Annotated in this window: 18 protein-coding genes and 2 pseudogenes; 10 read left to right on the top strand and 10 right to left on the bottom strand. The window is 70.7% G+C overall.

Annotated features, from left to right (window positions below):
• Positions 1 to 17: 17 nt before the first annotated feature.
• Together IE267_RS27070 and IE267_RS27065 are read right to left on the bottom strand one after the other, a co-directional pair.
• Positions 18 to 317: a hypothetical protein gene (locus IE267_RS27070; protein WP_167160245.1), complete on the bottom strand. Its 300-nt coding sequence runs from the start codon at positions 315 to 317 to the stop codon at positions 18 to 20.
• A 215-nt stretch (positions 318 to 532) separates the two neighbouring features.
• Complete coding sequence (locus tag IE267_RS27065) at positions 533 to 778, bottom strand: chaplin (RefSeq protein WP_373304600.1); 246 nt, start codon at positions 776 to 778, stop codon at positions 533 to 535.
• Between the two features lie 207 nt (positions 779 to 985).
• On the opposite strand from IE267_RS27065, the gene IE267_RS27060 reads away from it, so the two are divergent.
• The 3 genes from IE267_RS27060 to IE267_RS27050 all read left to right on the top strand — a co-directional run bounded on the left by IE267_RS27060 (position 986) and on the right by IE267_RS27050 (position 2,724).
• Positions 986 to 1,618, top strand: a complete 633-nt coding sequence (locus IE267_RS27060; protein WP_167160249.1) for a hypothetical protein — start codon at positions 986 to 988, stop codon at positions 1,616 to 1,618.
• On the top strand, positions 1,615 to 2,328 hold the full coding sequence (locus IE267_RS39755) for a hypothetical protein (protein WP_229861445.1): 714 nt from the start codon (positions 1,615 to 1,617) through the stop codon (positions 2,326 to 2,328). Before IE267_RS27060 ends, IE267_RS39755 begins: the two co-directional genes overlap by 4 nt.
• A 108-nt stretch (positions 2,329 to 2,436) precedes the next feature.
• The gene (locus IE267_RS27050; protein ID WP_189765018.1) at positions 2,437 to 2,724 is read left to right on the top strand and encodes a hypothetical protein; all 288 of its coding nucleotides are present in this window, start codon (positions 2,437 to 2,439) and stop codon (positions 2,722 to 2,724) included.
• On the opposite strand, the gene IE267_RS27045 is transcribed toward IE267_RS27050, so the two are convergent.
• The gene (locus tag IE267_RS27045) at positions 2,680 to 3,228 is read right to left on the bottom strand and encodes an NUDIX hydrolase (RefSeq protein ID WP_189765017.1); all 549 of its coding nucleotides are present in this window, start codon (positions 3,226 to 3,228) and stop codon (positions 2,680 to 2,682) included. The two genes, IE267_RS27050 and IE267_RS27045, sit on opposite strands and share 45 nt — an antisense overlap.
• A 169-nt stretch (positions 3,229 to 3,397) precedes the next feature.
• On the opposite strand from IE267_RS27045, the gene IE267_RS27040 reads away from it, so the two are divergent.
• The 3 genes from IE267_RS27040 (at position 3,398) to IE267_RS27030 (ending at position 7,049) form a co-directional block, all read left to right on the top strand.
• Positions 3,398 to 3,793, top strand: coding sequence for a hypothetical protein (locus IE267_RS27040; protein WP_189765016.1), 396 nt, complete (start codon positions 3,398 to 3,400; stop codon positions 3,791 to 3,793).
• Positions 3,794 to 4,392: 599 nt separating this feature from the next.
• The gene (locus tag IE267_RS27035; protein ID WP_189765015.1) at positions 4,393 to 5,862 is read left to right on the top strand and encodes a condensation domain-containing protein; all 1,470 of its coding nucleotides are present in this window, start codon (positions 4,393 to 4,395) and stop codon (positions 5,860 to 5,862) included.
• 200 nt (positions 5,863 to 6,062) lie between these two features.
• Positions 6,063 to 7,049 (top strand): alpha/beta hydrolase, encoded by a 987-nt coding sequence (locus tag IE267_RS27030; RefSeq protein ID WP_189765014.1) that lies wholly within the window; start codon positions 6,063 to 6,065, stop codon positions 7,047 to 7,049.
• Between the two features lie 94 nt (positions 7,050 to 7,143).
• On the opposite strand, the gene IE267_RS27025 is transcribed toward IE267_RS27030, so the two are convergent.
• The 3 genes from IE267_RS27025 to IE267_RS27015 all read right to left on the bottom strand — a co-directional run bounded on the left by IE267_RS27025 (position 7,144) and on the right by IE267_RS27015 (position 8,439).
• The gene (locus IE267_RS27025; RefSeq protein WP_189765013.1) at positions 7,144 to 7,578 is read right to left on the bottom strand and encodes a hypothetical protein; all 435 of its coding nucleotides are present in this window, start codon (positions 7,576 to 7,578) and stop codon (positions 7,144 to 7,146) included.
• 49 nt (positions 7,579 to 7,627) lie between these two features.
• Positions 7,628 to 8,017, bottom strand: a complete 390-nt coding sequence (locus IE267_RS27020; protein WP_189765012.1) for a nuclear transport factor 2 family protein — start codon at positions 8,015 to 8,017, stop codon at positions 7,628 to 7,630.
• Positions 8,018 to 8,187: 170 nt separating this feature from the next.
• On the bottom strand, positions 8,188 to 8,439 hold the full coding sequence (locus IE267_RS27015; protein ID WP_167160261.1) for a hypothetical protein: 252 nt from the start codon (positions 8,437 to 8,439) through the stop codon (positions 8,188 to 8,190).
• A gap of 537 nt (positions 8,440 to 8,976) precedes the next feature.
• Here IE267_RS27015 and IE267_RS27010 point away from each other — a divergent pair.
• Positions 8,977 to 10,035 (top strand): cytochrome P450, encoded by a 1,059-nt coding sequence (locus IE267_RS27010; protein WP_167160264.1) that lies wholly within the window; start codon positions 8,977 to 8,979, stop codon positions 10,033 to 10,035.
• Positions 10,028 to 11,251 (top strand): cytochrome P450 family protein, encoded by a 1,224-nt coding sequence (locus tag IE267_RS27005; protein WP_189765010.1) that lies wholly within the window; start codon positions 10,028 to 10,030, stop codon positions 11,249 to 11,251. Before IE267_RS27010 ends, IE267_RS27005 begins: the two co-directional genes overlap by 8 nt.
• A gap of 24 nt (positions 11,252 to 11,275) precedes the next feature.
• On the opposite strand, the gene IE267_RS27000 is transcribed toward IE267_RS27005, so the two are convergent.
• The 4 genes from IE267_RS27000 to IE267_RS26985 form a co-directional block, all read right to left on the bottom strand.
• Positions 11,276 to 11,935: a hypothetical protein gene (locus IE267_RS27000; protein ID WP_189765009.1), complete on the bottom strand. Its 660-nt coding sequence runs from the start codon at positions 11,933 to 11,935 to the stop codon at positions 11,276 to 11,278.
• Positions 11,936 to 12,060: 125 nt separating this feature from the next.
• A complete protein-coding gene (locus IE267_RS26995; RefSeq protein WP_167161678.1) occupies positions 12,061 to 13,425 on the bottom strand; it encodes an FtsW/RodA/SpoVE family cell cycle protein in 1,365 nt (454 codons plus the stop codon).
• Between the two features lie 186 nt (positions 13,426 to 13,611).
• On the bottom strand, positions 13,612 to 14,973 hold the full coding sequence (locus IE267_RS26990; RefSeq protein ID WP_189765008.1) for a cytochrome P450: 1,362 nt from the start codon (positions 14,971 to 14,973) through the stop codon (positions 13,612 to 13,614).
• Positions 14,974 to 15,213: 240 nt separating this feature from the next.
• Complete coding sequence (locus tag IE267_RS26985; RefSeq protein ID WP_189765007.1) at positions 15,214 to 16,761, bottom strand: MFS transporter; 1,548 nt, start codon at positions 16,759 to 16,761, stop codon at positions 15,214 to 15,216.
• Positions 16,762 to 16,974: 213 nt separating this feature from the next.
• Between IE267_RS26985 and IE267_RS26980 the strand changes: the two are divergent.
• Together IE267_RS26980 and IE267_RS26975 are read left to right on the top strand one after the other, a co-directional pair.
• Positions 16,975 to 17,285, top strand: a pseudogene (locus IE267_RS26980) (AAA family ATPase); the annotation flags it as partial.
• Between the two features lie 56 nt (positions 17,286 to 17,341).
• Positions 17,342 to 18,368 (top strand): annotated as a pseudogene (locus tag IE267_RS26975) (vWA domain-containing protein); the annotation flags it as partial.
• Positions 18,369 to 18,451: the final 83 nt, after the last annotated feature.

Below are 18,451 nucleotides of genomic sequence, written 5' to 3'. Positions count from 1 at the left end.
TCAGGGGCGGCCGACGCTCAGTGGTCGTCCCAGTGGCCGTCGTGGTCGGCGTGACGGTGGCCGTCGTGGACGTAGTCGACATGGTCGCCGTGCGGTACGGAAACGTGTCCACAGCCCGCCTGGTGGCGATGGGCGTGGTCCTCGTGCACGGTGTGGCCGCCCGGCTCGCACTCGTCGGTGTGGCCGTCGTGGGACCGATGGAGATGGCCGTCGTGCACATAGTCCACGTGATCTGCGTGGGGCACGGCCACATGGCCGCAGCCGGTGCCGTGTTCGTGGGTGTGCTCGGCGTGCTCGGTGTGGCTGGCAGTCGACATGACGTTGCTTTCCTGTTCGTTCTGTTCTTCGCCGGCCCCCCTCGCGAGGGCGAGTCTGCTCCGGGCGCGGCGGCGATGCACGTCCGACGCGAGGTGAACCGGGCTGTTTCCGCAGCGGCCCGGTCCTTGGCCGAGCGGTGCCGGTGCGGGGAACGCGGCTTCGCCCCGGAACCCTGGTGCCGTTCCGGGGCGAAGTCGGGTGCGCGGGCGGTGCGTCAGTGGTTCACGCAGGTGTTGCCGGCCGCCGGGTTGAGCAGCCCGATGAGGTCGATGCTGTCGCCGCACGCGTTGACCGGGACGTCGACCGGGACCTGGATGACATCGCCGGACAGCACGCCCGGGGAGTCGTGGGCCGAGCCGACGACCGGCGGGTTGGGGTCGGCTGCTGCGGCACCCGCCGTGCCGATGACGGCAGTGGCGGCCAGGACAGTTGCGGCGAGTGCGGTACGGATACGCACGATTTTCCTCCAGTTTGTGGTGGGTTGTTCCTCTGCAGCGTCTCCGTGTTCCGGCCCGGGGGAAAATCGCGTGACCCGATGGGGTGAACGGTCCGTCGCGCGGAAGTCGCGGGACACGTCCCTTGACGGCGCGTTTATTCGGCCGTTTCGCGTCTACACGGTGGAGGACAGCCCGTAGTGCGGGGCCGTTCTCCAACGGGAAGGCAGGCCATGTCCAGTGGTGTCGTCATCATCCTGATAGCGATCGTGGTGATCGTTGTTCTGGCGGTGGTCATCGGCATGTTCGTAGCGCGGCGGGGCCAAGGCCTGCGCAGCCGGTTCGGACCCGAGTACGAGCGGACCGTGGCCGAGCACCACGGCGATGTGAAGGCCGCGGAGAAGGACCTCGACGAGCGGGTCCGCCGGTACGGCAGCCTGAAGGTCGACCCCCCGAGCGCCGAGGAGCGCAGCCGGTACGCCGCCCAATGGGCCCGTGTTCAGGAGGAGTTCGTGGAATCGCCCACCCGCGCGGTGGCCGAGGCCGAGGCGCTGCTCGGCCGGCTCGCGAACGAACGCGGCTTCCCGAGCGGCTCGTCCGACGAGCAACTGGCCGCGCTTTCGGTGCACCACCCCCAGCACCTGGACAGCTACCGCCGCATCCGTGGCGTCGCCCAAGGCGCCGACGGGCGCAGGCCCAGCACGGAAGAACTGCGCGAGACCCTCGTACAGGCCCACGAGTTCTTCGCCGTACTGGCCGGGGAACGCCGCGGCGACAAGGCCGGGCGCCTCGGAGTGCGCGGCGGCCGGCACGCGTCCCACAGCGGCACGCACTACGACGACACCGCCCGAGGGAGCCAGTCATGACCAAGCCCGAGCGTTCCGCATCCGATCAGCCCCTGGCCGACAAACTCGTCTCGGGGCACGACGTCCCCGAGCAGCCGGGCACCCATCAGCCCGGCATCGCACGCGATGTTCCCGCCGGGGCCGCCGCCGATCAGCCCCTGAGTGGGGGTGCCGTCCCCGACCGGGCCGCCGCCGGAGAGCCGTTGACCGGCCGTGACGTCCCCGAACGGGCCGTCCCCGACCAGTCCGTGGCCGGGCGCGCCGTCGCCCCCGACCAGACCCTTCCCGACCAGCCCGGGACCGGGAAGCACCTCACCGGACGGTCCGCAGCCGGGCAGCCCGTGTCCGAACGGTCCCTGTCCGGGTCCGGGCATCCCGTGGCGGAACAGCCCGCGGCCGAGGGGCGCGTCCCCGAGCAGGCCGGGCGGCGGGCCGCGGCCGAGTCCGGCGCTGTCGACGACGGTGCCGTACTGCCGCCCCACGAGCGGGAGAAGCTGGAGCTCAGGCTGCACCACGCGGTCGGCGGGTTCGTGGACGAACCCCGCGCGGCGGTCGAGGAAGCGGCCTCCGCGGTCGACGCCCTGACCGAGCGGATCATCGAGACCCTCGGACAGCGGCGCGGCACGCTGCGCGCGTCCTGGCAGGACGCGTCCGGCGGTTCGGCCACCGAGGACCTCCGGATGGCCCTGCGCGAATACCGCAGGCTCGCGGAACGCCTGCTCAGCCTGTGAGGACCGACATCCCCCGTGTCCCGGCGGGCGCCCCCGTGGCGCCCCCGGGGCACGTCACGGTCGATCGGCTCGGCACCTCAACCCATCGGTACAGACAAGGAGTTGGACATGCCCAGGCGCTACGGCGGTAACCCCGCCGCCACCGGCATACTCGTCATCGTCGACGTCATGGCCCTGATCCTGATCCTCTGGATCGCCTTCTTCCTGGTGAACGCCAACACGGCCAACGACATCGTGTCGTGGGTGCGCCACGCGGCGGACTGGCTCTCGGGCTGGTCGCGCGACATGTTCACCATCAGGTCCGACACCTGGCGCACGATCGTCAACTACGGTCTGCCCGCCGTGGTTTACCTACTCATCGGCCACGCGGTGGCCGGCCGGGTCAACCGCTCCTGAGTCCTGGCCCGACGAGCCGAGGGCGAGATAGCGGGTATAGGCGTCCCGGCTGTCCGAGACGAACTTCCAGCTCGCCATGGCCGCCCTCAACTCGTCGTCGGTCAGCCAGCCGTGCCAGGCGACCTCCGACGCGTCCGCCACGACGTCCGCCTCCTCCACGACGGTCTCGTACACCGCGAACCAGTACGGTCCGAGCTCCCCGTCGCACAGGAACTTGAAGAGCGGACGCACCGGAGCGTCCACCCCGAGCTCCTCGCGGAGCTCCCGGCGTGCGGCGTCCGCGTAGGGCTCGCCCACACCCACCGCCCCCGCCACCAGCCAGCTGTACTCGCCCGGAAAGCGTGAGACGCCTTCCGGGCGCCGGTGCACCAGGCAGCGGCCCCGCTCATCACGGCACAGCACCATGGCCATCCGGTACAGCCAGCCCTCGCGCACGGCCTCGCCCCGCTCGACGACGCCGAGGACACGATCCTGCTCGTCGACCCGTTCCACACGTTCACCCATGGCCCGATCCTCCATGACGGCCGCCGCGCCATGTGCGGCACCCCCCGACGGAGCGTCAGACCGGGCTCACTCGTTCGGAAGGCCCGGGTGGCCCTCCATCCGAAGGTGGCGAACAGTGGATCGAGAGTGGAGTGACCTGGATGCCGTCGACCTGATGAGGAGCGCGATCATGCGCCGTAGTACCACCGTCGCCGCGATCGCCCTGTGCGGCGCCCTCGCCGCAGGTACCGCAGCACCTGCCTACGCCGCCGGACAGGCGCCGGCCGTACCCGTCCCCGGGACGGGAGGCGAGTCGATGGGCAGCCGGGCCGGTGACGACGACGTCGCCGGCGTCAAGGCCGAGCTGGCGGCGACGATGAAGGACGTCAACCAGATGATCGCCGATGAGAAGAAGGACGCCGCGGCGGACGTCGCCGAGGCCAAGGCGGAGGTGGCGGCGATTCTGAAGGAGATCTCCGCCATGGTCAAGGAGGAGCTCGCGCAGGCGAAGCCGGCGACCAAGCCGTCCACGGCCGAGCCCGCCCCGCTGTCGGTGCCGAACACGCCGCCCGCCGCGACGGGCTGACGCGCGGCCCGACCGCTTCCCGCCGCGCCCCGCTGCCTGCCCCATCCGGGTCGCGCGAGCTGCAAATCGGTGCTTTACAGGGGGAGTTGGGGACTGGGCAAAGCCTCATGGGTCGCGGGGTGGGAGTGTGATCCCTTCGGGGGCGTGAGGACGCGCCGGTCGGCGCAAACGACTCGATGGGGTGGTTTTGCGTGCCCGGGAGCGCCTGTCCCGCGTTGGTCACCACATGACCGTATTTCTTGGGCTGCGGTGCGCGGCGGCCGCGACTCGCCCGACGCCCTCTCCAACGGGTGCCCCGCTGAGGGGCGTTGTGGCACCGGGGCCGGGGCAGCCGTGCGATCCGGCCGGCTCGGCCTGCCCCGCAGGGGAGCACTCGGGGTGTGAGGGCCGGACCGGGGCAGCGGTCGTCTGCCGCGCCGCGCGCCGTGTCCGGGGCCATCGGGCCGTACGCGCCCGGCCGGGCCGCTCGCCCTGTCCGGCCGACTGCCGCCAGGTGCTCCGCAGGGCCGGCCGCGGCGGGCGTTCCCGCGCAGCCGTACCAGCACCCGCGGCCCGCCGCTCGCCCGTGTTCCCCGACAGCTTGTGAATGGACAACTCCCGTGCGAATCACCGACCTTCACGGCTGCGAGGTCCGTCCCGGACGGCTGGTGGAGTGGAGTCTGGATCCCGCCATGGTCGAGGCCGCGACCAGTCAGCCGGACGACTCCCGGCCCCCCGCCTATGTGCAGGAATCACACATCAGGACCGCTCGGTCCGTGCGCCAGGACGGCCTGTTCGTGCCGACCTGGCTGGGCGCCGCCTTCGACATCCTGGGGCCGGTCGACCTGGACGTCCTGGAAGCGGCCCTGCGGACCTGGACCCTGCGGCACGAGACGCTGCGCAGCGGCTTCCGCTGGGTCGACGACGAGATGCGCCGCTTCACCGCCGCGCCCGACGCGGTGGCGCTCCGGCGTGAGGTCGTGGGTGACTTCCCCGACGCGGAGGAGCTGAGCCACCACCTCCAGGATCGTTTCGATGTGGAGGCGGACGCCCTGGGCTGGCCGAACTTCCTGTACACGGCGGTCGTCAGGCCCGAATCCACCAGCGTCTACATGGCCTTCGACCACAGCAACGTCGACGCGTACTCGATCCAGCGCATCCCCGCCGAGATCCATGAGCTGTACTCGGCGCGGGCCGAAGGGCGCACCGAGGAGACGGCACCGGTCGGCAGCTATGTCGACTTCTGCGAGATCGAGCGGGCCAGCGCGGACCAGGTCGACGACACCCACGCGATCGTGGCGCGCTGGCGGGAGTTCATCACCCGGTGCGACGGCAGGCTGCCGGCCTTCCCGGTGGACCTCGGGCTCGAACCCGGCGGGGGACTGCCCGAGCAGAAGCTCCTGTACAAGATGCTCGTGGACGACGCGGACGCCGCCGCCTTCTCGGCGTACTGCCGGCCGTTCGGCGGCGGGCAGGTCGGCATTCTGGCGGCGACCAGCCTCATCGTCCACGACATCGGTGGCGAGCCGGTCTACCGCACGGTGGTGCCGCTGCACACCCGAGCGAAGTCCCGGTGGGCGGATTCGGTGGGGTGGTACGTCGGCGGGGCGCCCATCGAGATCCCGGTGGCACAGGCGCGGGGGTTCGACGACGCCCTGAAGATGGTCCACGGCGCGCTGCGGGCCAACAAGGCGCTCGCCCACCTGCCGATCGCACGGGTGCTGCGGCTCCTCGGCTCGGACTTCCGCCCGACGTCCCCCGACCTCTACTCGATCGTGTCGTTCGTGGACGCCCGGGACATCCCCGGGGCCCGGCAGTGGGACGAGCTCCGGGCGTCCGCGCTGCTCCGGGTCTCCTACGGCGACCAGGTGTGCGCGTGGTTCACCCGGCTGCACGGCGGGCTGCAACTGGCCATCCGCTACCCGGACACGGCGATCGCGCACAAGAACATCCACCGCTACGCGGAGCAGCTGCGCGAGCTCATCACCTCAATCGCCCGGGACGCTCCGGCCGTGCCGCCGAGGCCGCGCTCGGAACGACCGGTTCCGGCACCGAGGCTGAGCAGCGAGGTGTCCCAGCTGTCGCTCTGAGAGCCGTACGGGTGAGCCGGTGCGGCCACCAGCGGCAGGACACGCCATGGGTGCGGCCCCCATGTGGTGAACCCACATGGGGGTGGCCGGGGAGCGCCTCTCGCGCGCGAAGGGACGCGGCTGGTAGACCGGCGGGGCCATTGGTCGCCGAGTGGCGCGGTGTTCCGCACCGGGCCCGGGGCTCACACAAGGGGGTCGGGATGCGTCGCGTACCGGTCAGCACAGGCGTTGTCGCGATCCTGGTCGCCCTGCTGGCCGCCGGTTTCGGCGCGGGCACGGGCCACGCGCGGGACCGGTTCGTCCGGGCCGACGACGGCGCGCGGGTCGTCGCGGAGCAACGGATCGCCCCCAACCGCCTCGACCTCACCATCGATTCCCCGGCCCTGGGCACCACCGCCCAGGTACGCCTGCTCACTCCGGACGGCTGGTCGCCGGGGCGGCACGACTGGCCGTCCCTGTGGTTGCTGCACGGCTGCTGCGGTGGGTACACCGACTGGACGACGTACAGCGATGTGGCCCAACTCCCCTCCCTGCGGCGGGTGTTGGTGGTGATGCCGGAGGCCGGCGCGGCGGGCTGGTACAGCGACTGGTGGAACTACGGCAGGGGCGGTGCACCTCGCTGGGAGACCTTCCACACCACCGAGGTCCGGCAGATCGTCGAGCGCGGCTACGGCGCGGGCGGCCGACGCGTCGCCGCCGGTCTCTCGATGGGCGGTTTCGGCGCGCTCTCGTACGCGGTCGGCCACCCGGGCCTGTTTCGGGCCGTCGCCTCGTTCAGTGGCACCGTGCACCCGCTGCTCCAGGTGCCCGGCGGACCCGGCCCCGACTGGTTCCTGAACCTCGACCGCACGCAGGGCGTGGACCCGTACGCCGTCTGGGGTGATCCCGTGCGCCAACGTACGGTGTGGGCCGCGCACGACCCCACGGTACGGGCGAGCGCACTGCGCGGGCTCCCCCTCTTCCTGTCCTGCGGGAACGGTGAGGCGGGCCCGTACGATCCGGCCGGGGCCAAGGACCCGAACGAGGCCTACTTCGAGCGGCAGAACCGGGCCCTCGCCGACCGGTTGGGCGCCCTCGGCAGTCCGGTGCTCACCGACTTCTACGGGCCCGGAACCCACGCATGGCCCTACTGGGAGAGGGAGTTGCACCGTTCCCTGCCGATGCTCCTTGCCGCGCTGGCCGGGTGACTCGCGACCGGACGCCGGACGACTGCGGCGCCGCCCATGTGGCGCCCGCCCACGTGGCCCCCGTCCATAGGGCACCGGCCCATGTGGCTGTGCCCTACCAGAAGAACCAGCCCGGTGTGGCGACATAGTCCTGCGGGATGTAGTCACACGCGCCCGCCGTGAACGGTGTGGCCGACAACTGTGTGGCCAGCTTCTCTCCATGGGCGTCGACCCCGTCCGCCGCGACGAGAAGAGCGGCCACGACGACGAGGCACACCACGGGGAAGGCCACCCGGTGGGGGTTCTTCGCCTGCATCATGATCGCGCCGGCCAGGGCGACCACCCCCGCCGCCAGTACGACTGCGAGGGCTGTGAGCGTCAGTCGGTCGAGGGCCGACGAGTGGTGGCACAGCAGGTACCGATGCCCTGAGACGAAGCGCGGAATACGTTCGACGAGCGCGGCGCCGCACAGCAGCCAGCCGATCGCGACCACCTGACCGGCCTGCAACTGCCGTGCGGTGTGCGGGTGTTGTTCACTGCTGACGTTCACGGTTCCCCCGGATGTGCGGTCGAGCCGGCGTGTGCCCACCGGCCATGGTCTAGCTGAAGAAGGCGCTCATGCCGTCCACGTCGGACACATAGCTGTCGATGGCGCAGACCTTGCCGTCGCGAATGGTCAGCACGGTCGCCAGGTGCTCGTCGAGCGCACGGCCGTCGGCGTCCTCGGCGGTGTTGTGCAGGGAGAGGGCGACCCCGTGCACGCCGGTCAGGATGTGGCGCAACTCGGTGGCCAGGCCCCGGCCGGCGATCTTCCGCGCCCGGTCGACGGCTGCGTCCGCGCCGTGCACCGTCCCCGAGATGGTGCCGTCGCCGGGCATGCTCCAGGTCAGGTCGACGGAGAAGAGCGCCTGCAGCGCCTCCCAGTCGTGTGCGGCGAACGCGGTGAGGAATCGTTGGGCCACGGTCGCGTCGGCTCGGTTGCGGGTCATGTCGTCGCACACTCCTGGGTCGGGCGGGCCGGGCGAAGGTGCCCGCCCGGCGGGCCACGGGCGCCCGTGGCCCGCCCGACAATAAGGGGTTCGGCCGGCGGCCCCGCGCCCGGAGTCGGGTGGAGCCGCCGCCGGAGCGTGGCCACAAGGGCACCGTCGAGGCGCGGGCGTCAGAGCAGGAAGAGGGCGAGGAGCAACAGTGCGAGCACCGCCCAGGCGAGCAGGCCGACCCGGCTGCGCCGCCCACGCGCCCGGCCCTGGTTCCACTCGGGCCGGGACCTGAGTTCGCGGAACCGTTCGCGCCGCTGGACGCGCAGCGCCCGCTCCTCACCGCTCAGCGGACAGCCGGGCGACGGGGCGCTGCCCGGAGTCAGACCTCCCCGGCAGGGGTAGCGGCGGGACGAGCAGACCGGGCAACTCACGGGACTTCCTCACTCGCGCGACAGCCGACGGCGGGAACCACAGCGTACTCATTTCCCTTGATAGCAGGCGGGTATGAGCGTCGAAAGGTATTTCCGGGCAATCGCCCATGACCGTTCGGGCACTTCTTTTCGTACCGCCACAATGCATGTTTCGAGCGGTTGTACTTGAACGCCAGGACTCACAGGAAAGAAGAAAAGCGGAACCATTGACAACGCTCGTCGTGGCCCGCTTCACTTCCCCTCAGCGGCCGGTGATTGGAAATGAACACGCCCCAGGTGTGTGAATGGAAGGGCATCCGTCCGGTGGTTCACATCCGGATATCACCGAGAGGAAGGGATTAATCATGTCGAAGATTATTGCCGCCCTGCGTGCCAAGAAGAGCGAGCCGAGCCTGAAGCAGGCCGCCTGGTACTTCTGGTACTAAGCCGAAGGCCAATCCTGGGCCCGCACACGAGGCAGGCCGACTGAATTTCGGTCAGTCGCGTGTGCGGGCCCTCCGCATTTTCATTTCCGGAGTTCTCCGTATGCCATCCGCCATGACCCGTACCAGTCGCCGCACCACGGTTCTCGCCCCTCGCCTGCAGGCCCTGCTCGACGAACACCTCGGCAAGGACCTCGTCCGTCTCGAACCCGACACCATCGGCATCGCGGGCGCGGAACTCTCCGATCGCATCCTGGCCGCGCGACGGGCGACGGAGACCGAGCGGCCCACCTTCAAGCCCCTGCACGGCCGGTCGATCTCCAAGGCGGAGGCCTCGTCGGTGATGCGCACGATCGGCAAGGACGTCCGCGCCGCGCTCGAACAGCCCGACCCGCTGCCCGCATCGACCGATCTGTCCGGGCCCTGGCCGATCACCGGGCACCGATTCCTGAGCGACCTCGTCCTGCGCGACGACCCGTACCGGTTGCGCATCCTCATGTCCCGCACCCTGGAGATCGACCCCAGACTCACCTGGACCACCATCGTGGCGGGGGCCGCCCTGCCCCGCCGGCCCGCCCCCGGGCCCCGACTGACCCATCTGGCCAACCTGTTCGCCGAGGCCCGGACCTACGACGACCGGCGCTATGCGATGGGCATCTACCGCCGTGCGGCCGCCCCGGTCTGCTTCACGGTCTCCACGCTCGTTGCCAACGCCCTGTGGCTCGGATCGCCCTTCGACGACGGCGCGTCCAACCGCGACATCCTCTTCGAGGCGATGCGGCTGCTGCCCCCGTCGTGGAACCTGCTGCGGAACCGGTCACCGGAATACCCGGCCATCGACGACCGCATCGGAGACGGGGACGACCTGCTGATGCTGCCGCTCCTCACCCATCGCGACCCCGCCCTGTGGGACGCGCCGAACGAGTTCCGGCCCGAACGCTGGGCCGGACTCGACCCCGACAACACCCCCGGCTACATGCCGTTCGGTCATGTCTCGGAGCGCTGCTGGGGCCGTCACATGGTGATGCCGCTCGCCGAACTCCTGCTGGACCACATACGTCGGACCGGACTTGTGGTGGCTCCGGGCCAGCGAACCGCCGATGTCCCACTGGTGGGGCTGCTCGGTGTGAAGACCGTCCACATCGGCCACAGGAGCAAGGTTCGTCATGTCTGAGACCGCGGCATCCGCCGAGCCCGGCATCCAGTCCCTCGACCCGGCGTTCTTCGACCACCCCCACGCCACCTACCGCGAGTGGCGCCAGGAGGGCGCGGCGCGCCGGGCCCGCTACCCCGGGCCCGCCCCGGTCGAGGGATGGGTCGTCACCTCGTACGCCGACGCGAAGGACCTGCTGGCCGACCAACGGCTCTCCAAGGGCGGGGCGGTGGAGAGGTTCGGGCGGCATGTCGGGCTCACCCAGGGCCCCGGCAGCGCTCTGTTCAGCCACATGCTCAACAGCGATCCACCGCACCACACCCGGCTGCGCAAGCTCGTGCAGAAGGCGTTCACCACACGCCGTACCGCGGCCCTGCGGCCCGCGATCGAGGCCCATGTGGCGGGACTCCTGGACGCATGGGAAGGGCGCGACGAGGTCGAGCTGATCGGCGAGTTCGCGCTGCCCCTGCCCCTGGCCGTCGTGTTCGACCTCTTCGGTGCCTCGGACGCCGACCACGAGACCCTCCAGGTGCGCGGGAACACCCTCGACGGTGGTCAGGGCGACGGCGAGGTGTCGGTGTTCACCGCCGAGTCCATGCTCGGCTACCTCCGGGCGTTGCTCGCCCTCAAGCGCGAACAGCCCGACGACGGGCTGCTTTCCGCGCTGGTCGAGGCCCGCGCGGAGGGTGAGGAGGCGCTCAGCGAGGACGAGATCACCTCGATGGCCTTCCTGTTGGTGATCGCGGGCCATCAGACCACGGTCAACCTGATCGCCAACGGCGTCCACACTCTGCTGACCCACCCCGATCAACTCGCCCTCCTGCGAGCCGACATGACGCTCGTACCGGGAGCGGTCGAGGAGATCCTGCGCTACGAATCCCCCTCGGCCCTCGCCTCGTTGCGGTACGCGGCCGAACCGGTCGAGGTCGGCGAAGCGGTGTTCGGGGAGGGCGAGTTCGTGCAGATCTCCTTGCTGGGCGCCAACCGCGACCCCGAGGTGTTCGCGGACCCCGACCGCTTCGACATCAACCGCGAGGACGCCGCCAGGCACCTCGCCTTCGGCCATGGCATCCATCACTGTCTGGGCGCGCCGCTGGCCCGGCTGCAGGCCGAGATCGCGTTCACCCAGCTGCTGACCCGCTACCCCGGCCTGCGGCTGAGCGAGGACCACGAGGCGCGGTGGCAGGCCAACCCCCGCCACCGCGGCCTGCTCTCGCTGCCCCTACGCCTGACGTAGACGCGGGCGGCCCGGACGCCCGCGCTACTGCTTCGCGGCGCAGATCACGTCGTAGGGCCTGCCGATGGCCAGGGTCAGACGCATGGGCTCGGTGGTCCCGGACGGGCACTGCGAGGTCTCCTTGGTCAGGCCGAGCACCTTGTAGGCGCCCGAGCCCGCGGAGGCGCAGGAAACTTCCTTCGCGGTGTCGGTGACGCAGTCACCCTTGACCAACTGGCCGCCGCCGGCGCCGGGGTCACCCGGGTGGTCGGCCGAGAGATTGCGTCCGCACACCGTCTTGGAGGGGATGCCGCCGCCTTTGCTCTTGGTGCTGCCGTAGCTGATGCTCACCTGGATGATGAGGTCCGTACCGGCGGGGCACTGGATGGAGTCCGGCATGAAACTGGCGGCCTGGATGTCGAGAGCCTTGAAGGTGGCGCCCGAGTCGCCGCAGCCGAACGCCTTGTAACCGTTCGGCGCGTCATCGGGGTCGGGGCCGCCGCAGTCGCCCACCTTCCACTCACCGCTGTCGTGCGAGGCGGACGAGGAGGAGTGGGACGACCCGGACTTGTCGCTCCCGCCTCCGAAGAGTTTGGACGCCCCGAAGCCGAGGCCCAGGATCACCAGGAGAACCACGAGTGCCGGAAGGCAGCCCCCTCTCCTGCGGCGTTGGCTGGGTGCGGGCGTGCTACCCGGATCGACCATGGTGTTTCCCCCTGGGGACGGCGGTTGAGCGCGGCCACGGGTGGTGACCACAGGGGTGGACGCGGCATGCACACCTCATGGTTCCGATCGGCGCGAGGCGACTGCCCGACCCGCACCGGGGGTGTTCAGAGCCGGTGCGGGTCGGGCTCGTGACGGCGCCGCGCGGAGTCGCTGATGCGGATCAGGAGGCCCACCATCAGCCAGTTGGCGACCATGGAGGAGCCGCCCTTCGCGAGGAAGGGCAGGGCCTTGCCGGTCAGCGGGATCAGACCGGTGACACCGCCGGTCACCACGAACACCTGGAGCACCAGAGCGCCGGCCAGGCCGGTGGCGAGCAGTTTGCCGAACGGATCGCGGGCGAGCATCGCGATGTGCAGACCCCGCTGGGCGAGGAGGCCGTACAGGAGCAATACCGCCATCACCCCGGCCAGGCCCAGCTCCTCGCCGACGGTGGTGAGGATGAAGTCGCTGTTCCCGGCGAAGCCCACGAGCTCCGGGTGGCCCTGCCCGAGCCCGCTCCCGGTCATGCCGCCGCTGCCGAAACTGAACAACGCCTGACCCAACTGGCTTGACAGGCGCGCCTTTTGACCCGCCGGAGTGAAGGCGTCCATCGGGTGCAGCCAGGCTTCCACGCGGCCGTGCACATGCGGTTCGAGGGAGCCGACCACCGCGGCGCCGACCACGGCCAGCAACAGCCCGCACACCACCCAGCTCGTCCGCTCCGTGGCCAGATAGAGCATGATCACGAAGAGGCCGAAGAAGATCAGGGAGGTGCCGAGGTCGCGCTCGAAGACCAACACCAGGAGGCTGAGCACCCAGATCGCCACGATCGGGCCGAGCTGACGGCCGGGCGGCAGTCGCATGCCGAGGAAGCGGCGGCCCGACAGGGCCAGCGCGTCGCGGTTGACGGTGAGGTAGCCCGCGAAGAACACCGCGATCATGATCTTTACGAACTCGCCCGGCTGCACGGACAGCGGTCCCAGCATGATCCAGCGCTTGGCGCCGAACTGGTCGGCGCTGAAGAACGCGGGCGCCGCCAGGAGGATCAGGGCGACGGCCATCATCATGTAGATGTACCGCTGAAGCCTGCGGTGATCGCGCAGCGCGATCAGCAGGCCGCCGCAGGAGGCCACTCCGACCGCCGTCCACACCAACTGCCCACGGCCCGCCGGGGCCATGTGCAGACGTGGTTCGGCGAGGTACGTCACGTCCAGGCGCTGCAGAAGTACCAGACCGAGGCCGGTGAGCAACAGGGCGAGCGGCAGCAGCAGCGGATCGGCGCGCGCCGCCCAGCGTCGTACGACCAGATGCGGGACCAGCGCGAACAGGGCGACGGCTCCGGCGAACGTGCCGAATCCCGCGGGCAGGCGGCCCTTCATCGCCAGTCCGGTCGCGGCGTGGCCGCCCAGCGTGATCGCCACCACGAAGGCGAGCAGCCACGCCTCGGTGCGCCGCCTGTCCGGTGCCTGGGCCAGGGCGGCGACGGACATCGTGCGCCAGGCGTCCCCGGGCGCCCCGGACTGCACTCGGATCCCGCTGGTCGGACTCCGCACAGGCAGCACCTCCGCCCCGGCGAGCCGCAGGCCCGGGATCTCCTGCCGCCGCGTCGCGCGGCGATCACGGGCTGAGAGACTGCAGTGGATCAATGGTGGTTCCCGTTCCGCTTCCGCCGGGGCTCAGGTGTCGGCGGACTTCCTGCCGCGCGGCTCGCAGGTCATGGGGAGCGGTCCGGGGCCGAGGGTGCCGCGGACCTGGACGGTCATGGTGCTGCCGGGATCGGGGCGCAGACGCCATCGAGTGCAGACCGTGGCGAGGGCCAACGTCATCTCGATGAGGGCGAACTGGTCGCCGATGCACTTGCGGTTGCCGCCGCCGAACGGCACGTGCGCGCCCCGGGGGAGGGACTCCGCCGCCTGCGCGGCCCAGCGGTCCGGGTCGAAGCGGCCCGGTTCGGGGAACAGTTCCGGGCGGTGGTGGAGGAGGTAGGCGCTGTAGAGCAGCGCGGTGCCCTTGGGCAGGTGCCGTCCTGCGAGGGTGGTGTCGGTGGTCGTGACACGGGTGAAGAACCAGCCCGCCGGATACATCCGCAGGACCTCGTTGACGACTCGACGGGTGTACGTCAGACCGTCGAGGTCGGCCGTGGTGGCGGTGCGGCCCGCGAGCGTCCGGTCGACCTCGTCGTGGACCCGGGCCTCGGCCTCGGGATGCTGACTCAGCAGCCACAGGGCGAACGCGAGACTGTTGGCGGTGGTCTCGAAGCCCGCGCCGATCATGACCATGAGCTGGTCCCTGATGTCCACATCGGACATCGGCTCGCCGGTGTCGTCGTTGACCGCGGTGAGCAGCATGGACACCAGATCGTTCCCGCCGGGTGCCGCCCGGCGCGCCGCGATGATGCCGTCGATGGCGCGGTGCAGCCGGTCACAGGCATGGCGGTAACGGCGGTTGGCGCGGGTGGGCAGCCGGTAGAGCGGGCCGAGCGGCAGCATCACCCGCTGGTAGATGCCGTCGATCACGGTGTGCAGACTCTCCTGCACCTCGGCGACGGCCTCGTCCTGCGCCTCGGCGGCGAGCACACTGCGGGTGACGATGCGCAGGGTCAGGGTGGTCAGCGCGGCGGTCACGTCCAGGCGTTGGCCGGCCCGCCAACGGCCGGTCATCCGGTCCACCTCCTCGCCCATGACCAGGGCGTACTGCTCGATCCGGTCGCTCTGGAAGGCCGGCTGCATCTGGCGGCGCTGCCAGCGGTGTTCCTGCCAGCCGGCCATGGGGAGGCTGCTGCCGAAAAGGACCCGGGCCTTGTCGAAGAAGGGGCCGCCCTTGTCGAAGGTGCGGGAGTCGGTGAGCATCCGGTGGGCCGCGTCCGGTTCGCAGACCACATACGCCGGCCAGGGCCCCATCCCGATGCGCACGAGGTCGCCGTGGGCGGGGAGCGAGGACAGGAACTCCAGTGGCCGCGCGTGGAGTTGCCATGCGTGGCCCAGCAACGGCCAGGCACCCGGGGCCTTTCCCGTACGAGAGGGAAGCGTCGCGCTCACGATGGGGCACCTCCAGCAGGAATCCGGCGACCGGGGCCCCTCGGCCCCGAATCCCGAATATCTCTCCCCACCCCGGTAGTCCCGAACCCGGCGCACGGCAGCACGCCCGGCTCTACGCCGCGCTCCCTGGCGCTCCGCTGAGTCCCTGTGATAGGGTTGCCGGTTGCGTATGGCCCGTCATATTCCTTGCTGTGTCAGGCAGTTGGCGTAACAGGCATCCGTCGGATGCCGGGCCGGGTCTCACGGCGCGGTGGGCTTCGCACCCTGGAGGCGTTCGAGGTCGGCCGGGCGGACCTGGATGGCGATGAGGGCGATCAGGGCGGCCACCACGGCGAAGATCGCGGCGACCACGAAGGCCGTGGACACTCCGGACGCCAGCACCTGATCGCTCCACGGCCGGGGCAGCTGGCCCGTACGCCGGAACATCAGGCGCTGCGCCGGATCGGCCTGGCTGAGGAACTTGGGAACCTGGTCGGTCGCCTCGTTCCGACTGGCCGTGCCGAACACCGTCACCAGGATGGAAAGACCCAGTGAACCGCCCACCTGCTGGGTCGCGTTGAGCATCCCGGAGGCCGCGCCGGCCTCGTGCGGGGGAACACCGGACACGGCCATCAGCGTCAGCGAGACGAAGTTCAGCCCCATGCCCAGACCGAACACGAGGATCGGGCCCAGGATGCTGCCCAGATACGTGGAGTGGATGTCGGTCTGCGTGAGCCACGACAGGCCGCCCGCGGCCAGGAGCGCACCCGTCACCATGAACGGCTTGGGGCCGTATCTGGGCAGGAGTTGGGAGGCGAGCCCCGCGCCCACCGCGATGATCGCGCTGACCGGAAGGAAGGCGAGGCCGGCCCGCAGCGGGGTGAACCCGAGCACGTCCTGCACGAACAGGGTGAGGAAGAAGAACATGCCGAAGATCGCGGCGGCCAGGCTCAGCATGATGCCGTACGTGCCCGCGCGGTTGCGGTCGGCGAACATGTGCAGCGGCGTGATCGGCTGCTGCGATCGCCGCTCCACCATCACGAACGTGCAGAGGAGCACCACGGCGACGGCGAACGAGCCCAGGGTGACCGGGTCGCGCCAGCCCTCCTGCGCAGCCCGGATGAAGCCGTAGACCAGCGCGACCATGCCCCCGGTGGAGGCCAGCGCTCCGGCGATGTCGAAGTGGCCGGAATGTCGCTCCGACTCCTTGATGTGCCGCGGGGTGGCCAGCAGGATCAGCACGGCGATCGGCACGTTCACGAAGAGGACCCAGCGCCAGTCGAGCCATTCGACGAGCATGCCGCCGGCGAGCAGACCGATCGCGCCGCCGCCCGCGGACACCGCGGCGAAGACGCCGAACGCCCGGTTGCGTTCGAGCCCCTCGGTGAACGTCGTGGTGATCAGTGCGAGAGCGGTCGGCGAGGCGATGGCACCGCCGACCCCCTGGACCGCACGCGCCGCGAGCAACTGCCCGGAACTCTGGGACAGTCCACCGAGCAGCGAGGCGACCGCGAACAGCAGCACGCCGCACATGAAAACCCGGCGCCGGCCCAGGATGTCGCCCGTCCGGCCGCCGAGCAGGAGGAGGCCGCCGAACGTGAGCGTGTAGGCGCTGACCACCCAGGCGAGCCCCGTCGTGGAGAAGTGCAACGCGCTCTGAATGTGCGGGAGGGCGATGTTCACGATGGTGATGTCGAGGACCACCATGAGCTGGCAGGCGGCGATGACGAGCAGTGCTATCCCCTTGCCGCCGCCTCCGCTGCCGGGGGCCGTGGCCGCGATCGTGGGTGGCGGCTGCGAACTCGTCATGATGGACCTGCCCTCGCACGAGGGGCGATGGACGGTGACGTCCACTGTCCACTGTTCGACCCTATGCCCGGGTACCGCACGTCACCAGTCGATCAAGGGGCGACGGCTCCGGGGTATGTGTGGGCGTAATACACCTGCGCAGTACACCCGCGTAGTGCACCTTGGGAGTACGCCTGCGCAGTACACCCGCGTAGTGGGCGTGGTGGCAGCCGTACGCCGACGTCCCTCTCACGCGACGTACTGTCGATGCTGGTCAGGGGAACCGTGGGAGATGGGCCGGGCCTCGAACTCCTCGCCAGTCTGACAAGCCACGCTGGGACGCCGCCTGGGCCTTCCTGGTCAAGGCGATCGAGACGGGGGCGCCGGACCTGGTGGTCGTACCGGCGAGCCCCCTCGCCTCACTGCGCCGCGAGGACTGGGACGTACCCGAGTCGATCGAACGGCTCGCGGGCGCGGTGGCGCTGTCCGGCCGGGCGGATCGGGCGGCGGCCTGCACGGGAGCCCGGACGAAGGCCGTCAGATGAGAACGCGCGGCGGTGCTGAGACTCCGTCAAATGCCGTGAGGATCAGGACAGTTGGGATGCACGGAGACTCCGGCAACTCTCTGGACTTCGAGAAGCTGTTCGCTGCCCGACTGCAGGCCGCTCGGGTCCGTCCTTACCTGGCGTCGGCCCTCTTCGCGCTGCACCCCGTGGAGACGCGGCAGGTCTCCACCATGGCCGTCGACCGCCATTGGCGGTGCTATGTGTCCCCAGCGTTCGTGGCCCGTATGCCGGTGGAGGAACTCGCTGGTGTGTGGGTGCACGAGGTGTCGCACCTGCTGCGGGACCACCACGGGCGCAGCGACCGGTTCGCGCGCGAGCACCAGCTCACGGGCCGGGGGGAACGCCTGCGGATGAACATCGCCGCGGACTGCGAGATCAACGACGACGTGTACGGAGACGGCCTCGTCCGGCCCGAAGGAGCGGTGGGGCCGGGCTGCTTGGGGCTGCCCGCCGGTGAGCTCATGGAGGACTATCTGCTCAAGTTCGCGGTCGGGCGTCCAACTGGTCGACTACCTGGCTCGACTGCGGCAGCGGGGCCGACGGCCTCGATCGGGAGTGGGAGGTGGGGCCCGGTGGTGCGCACGGTCTCAGTGAGCAGGAACGGGACGCGGTCCGGTTCCGGGTGGCCGAGGGCATCCGCGGGCGCCCCGGTTCGGTGCCCGGGGGTGGCGGCGCTGGGCGGAGAAGGCGTTCCATCCGCCGCTGGCGTGGCGGGAGTTGCTCGGCGCGGCTGTGCGCTCGGCCGCCGGGGCGGGCGCGGGGGAGGACTACACCTACGGCCGGCCGTCGCGCCGTTCGGCCGCGGTGCCGCGCACTGTACTGCCGAGCACTGTACTGCCGAGCCTCCGGCGGATGCCGCCCCGGGTGTGCGTGGTCATCGACACGTCGGCGTCGGTCGGCGACGCCGAACTGGGCAGTGCGCTCCTGGAGGTTGCCGCGATTGCGCGCGCCGTGGGCGGCCGACGTGATCTGGTCCGGGTGCTGCCGTGCGACGCCGCGGCCCCCTTCGTGCACTCGCTGTTCGCCCCGAGGGGATGTCCGCTGATCGGTGGCGGAGGCACGGGATCGGTTCCTCGCGGCCGTCCGGGCGCTGAAGCGTCGTCCTACCGGAGCCGTGCCGAGACGGACGGCCCTCGCACGCCCCT

It is taken from the genome of Streptomyces xanthochromogenes (genome assembly GCF_014650455.1).
In the GTDB taxonomy this organism is placed as follows: domain Bacteria; phylum Actinomycetota; class Actinomycetes; order Streptomycetales; family Streptomycetaceae; genus Streptomyces; species Streptomyces xanthochromogenes.
The sequence above is the reverse complement of the archived record's forward strand: the minus strand, read 5'-3'. Positions and strand labels throughout refer to the sequence as shown.